Source organism: Azonexus sp., from assembly GCF_036170495.1.
Lineage (GTDB): Bacteria > Pseudomonadota > Gammaproteobacteria > Burkholderiales > Rhodocyclaceae > Azonexus.
This window is the reverse complement of record NZ_JAVHPH010000269.1, coordinates 1-3,121: the sequence shown is the minus strand read 5'-3', so window position 1 is coordinate 3,121 and position 3,121 is coordinate 1. Positions and strand designations below refer to the sequence as shown.

Below are 3,121 nucleotides of genomic sequence, written 5' to 3'. Positions count from 1 at the left end.
AAACCGAGAAGGAAATCCAGAAGGCGCTCGACAACCTGGTCAAGGGCCGCACCACCATCGCCATCGCCCACCGCCTGAGCACCCTGCGCAAGGCCGACCGGCTGGTCGTCATGGATCGTGGCCGCATCGTCGAGGTCGGCAATCACGATGAGTTGATGGCCGTTGAAGGCCATTACTACAAGCTCTACATGGCCCAGGCCCGCAACGTCGACACCGAACCCATGCTGCCGCGCTCGACCAGCCAGCCCAAAACTCACGCGGACTAAGACCATGTCGAACCCCAATTTCCAGCTGCAACGCGACGCCTACGGTCGACTGGTATTAACGACCGAAAACGGAGACATCCACGAAGGCATCACGCCGGTGCGCGCCTTTCCCATCGCCGCCCCCGACGAGGGTTTATCGCTGGTCAATTACGAAGGCCACGAAGTCGCGTGGATCGAGCATCTCGCTGACCTGCCGCCGGCGATTGCGGAATTGATCGAGGCCAGTATCGCCAGCCGCGAATTCGTCCCTGAAATCGAGCGCATTGAGGAAGTTTCCAGTTTCGCCTGTCCGAGCGCCTGGCAGGTCGTGACCAATCGCGGCAAGACCGAGCTGCGCCTGAAGGGCGAGGAAGACATCCGTCGCCTGTCGCAGACCCGCCTGCTCATTGCCGACGCCAACGGCATCCAGTTTCTGATCCGCGACCAGACGCAACTCGACCGCCAAAGCAAGAAGCTGCTTGACCGCTTCCTGTAACGCTTTGTCCGGTTGTGTGACATTTTTTGGTTACGGGTAATCCATGACAGCGCGAAAGCGTTAATAATCACTAGCTGCCCCATAACAATTTCTGACAGCGAAACGGAGCTGGGCGAAACAAGCATGAAGAAAAAAGACATCATCATTCGGGACATCATCAATCTGCGTGGCCCGAACATGTGGACCTACCGACCGGTATTCGAAGCCTGGATCGACATCGGCGAATTCGAAGACTATCCCTCCAACAAGCTTCCCGGCTTCACCGAACGTCTGACCACGTTCCTGCCGTCACTGATCGAGCATCGTTGCAGCCGCGACGAGCGCGGTGGCTTCATCGCCCGACTTCAGGAAGGCACGTGGATCGGCCATGTTCTCGAACACGTCGCCCTTGAGCTGATGACGCTGGCCGGCCTGCCCGGCGGTTTCGGCCGCACCCGTGAAACGACCGAACGCGGCGTGTACAAACTGGCGATTCGCAACTGGCACGACGACGTCACGAAAATTGCCCTCGAACAAGGCATTGCACTGATCCTCGCCGCCGTCGACAACCAGCCATTCGATGTTGCCGATATCGTCGACACCCTGCGTCGCAAGGTTGATCGCAAGTACCTCGGTCCATCGACCGCCGCCATCGTCAATGCCGCCGACGATCGCGACATCCCGGCCATCCGCCTGCTCGACGACGGCAATCTGGTCCAGCTCGGTTACGCCAGCGCCATGCGTCGCATCTGGACAGCCGAAACCGACCAGACCAGCGCCATCGCCGAAACCATCTCGCGCGACAAGGATTTGACCAAGGAATTGATCTCCTCGGTCGGCGTCCCGGTACCGGAAGGCCGCGAAGTCGACAGCGCCGACGACGCCTGGGATGCGGCCGAAAACATCGGCCTGCCGGTCGTCGTCAAGCCGACCGACGGCAATCATGGGCGTGGCGTGTTCATCGACCTGACGACCCGGGAAGAAGTCGCCAAGGCCTACGCCATCGCCGTCGAGGAAGGCTCCGGCGTCCTCGTCGAGCGCTCCATCCAGGGCATCGAACATCGCCTGCTGGTCGTCGGCGGCAAGCTGGTCGCGGCCAACCGCAGCGACCTCATCACCGTCACCGGCGACGGCCAGTCGACCGTACAGGCGTTGATCGAAAGCCAGGTCAACATCGACCCCCGGCGCGGCACGACTGAGCTGCACCCGCTATCGATCATCAAGATCGACACCGCCGCCAAAATCGAACTGGAACGCCAGGGCCTCGCCGCCGACAGCGTCCCGGCCAAAGCCCGCGTCGTGCTCATCCAGCGCAACGCCAACCACGCTTTCGACTGCACCGATGAAGTCCACCCCGACACCGCCCAGGTTGTCGCGCTGGCCGCCCGCGTCGTCGGTCTCGACATCGCCGGCGTCGATCTGGTCTGCCGGGACATCGCCAAGCCGCTCGGCGAACAGGGCGGCGCCATCGTTGAAGTCAACGCCGGCCCCAGCCTGCTCATGCACATCAAGCCGGGCATCGGCAAGCCGCGCCCGGTCGGCCAAGCCATCGTCAACAACCTGTTCGCCGAAAGTGCGAGCGGCCGCGTCCCTCTGGTTGGTGTCACCGGCACGCACGGCAAAAATGCCGTCGCCAAGATGGTCGCCCACCTGATCTACCTCTCCGGTCAGCAAGGCGGCCTCGCCTGCAAGGACGGCATCTACCTCGGCCGTCGCCAAGTTCAGAAAACCAGCGCTGCCAACTGGGAAGGCGGTCGCCGCCTGCTTCTAAATCGCTCGATCCACGCCACAGTGATCGAAAACGGCGCCCCTGTCATTCTCGGCCAAGGTCTGCCCTACGACCGTTGCTCGATCGGCATCGTCACCAACATTATTTCGGAAGAAGAAGACCTGTCGCGCTGGGATGTTCAGCCGACCGGCGGCGAGTACTACACAACGCCCCGCTCGATCTACCGGACGCAGGTTGATGTCGTTCTCCCCGGCGGCCACGCCGTGCTCAACGCCGAAGACGAACTGGTCGCCGACTTTGCCGAACTGTGCGATGGCGAGGTGATTTTCTTTGCCTGCGATCCGGCCAATCCGACACTGGTCGCCCATCTTGCCGCCGGCAAGCGTGGCGTCACCGTCGCCGACAACCGTATTGTGCTGCGCTCCGGCGCCGATGAAACCCGCCTCAGCCGACTGATCGATGCCCCCTACATCGGCAAGGCAAAACAGCCTAAAAATATCGCCAACGTGCTGGCCGGTATTGCTGCCGGCTGGGCCATGGGGCTGAGCCAGGAAGTGATGACGACAGGACTCAAGACCTTTGGTCTCGAACTGATTGACCCCGCTGCGCTGATTCTGCAATCGGCCAAAAAGTCGCAAACCAAGAAGCCGGCTACCGCCCGGAAATAACGAG

At 61.7% G+C, this 3,121-nt stretch carries 2 protein-coding genes and 1 pseudogene; all 3 read left to right on the top strand.

Going from position 1 to position 3,121, the window contains the following annotated elements:
- A pseudogene (locus ADADOO_RS09830) lies at nt 1-266 on the top strand (cyanophycin metabolism-associated ABC transporter); the annotation flags it as partial.
- 4 nt (nt 267-270) lie between these two features.
- Nucleotides 271-741: a cyanophycin metabolism-associated DUF1854 family protein gene (locus ADADOO_RS09825; protein ID WP_511277128.1), complete on the top strand. Its 471-nt coding sequence runs from the start codon at nt 271-273 to the stop codon at nt 739-741.
- Between the two features lie 123 nt (nt 742-864).
- Entirely contained in the window at nt 865-3,117 is a 2,253-nt protein-coding gene (locus ADADOO_RS09820; RefSeq protein ID WP_511277126.1) for a cyanophycin synthetase, read from the top strand.
- The last annotated feature ends 4 nt before the right edge of the window (nt 3,118-3,121 follow it).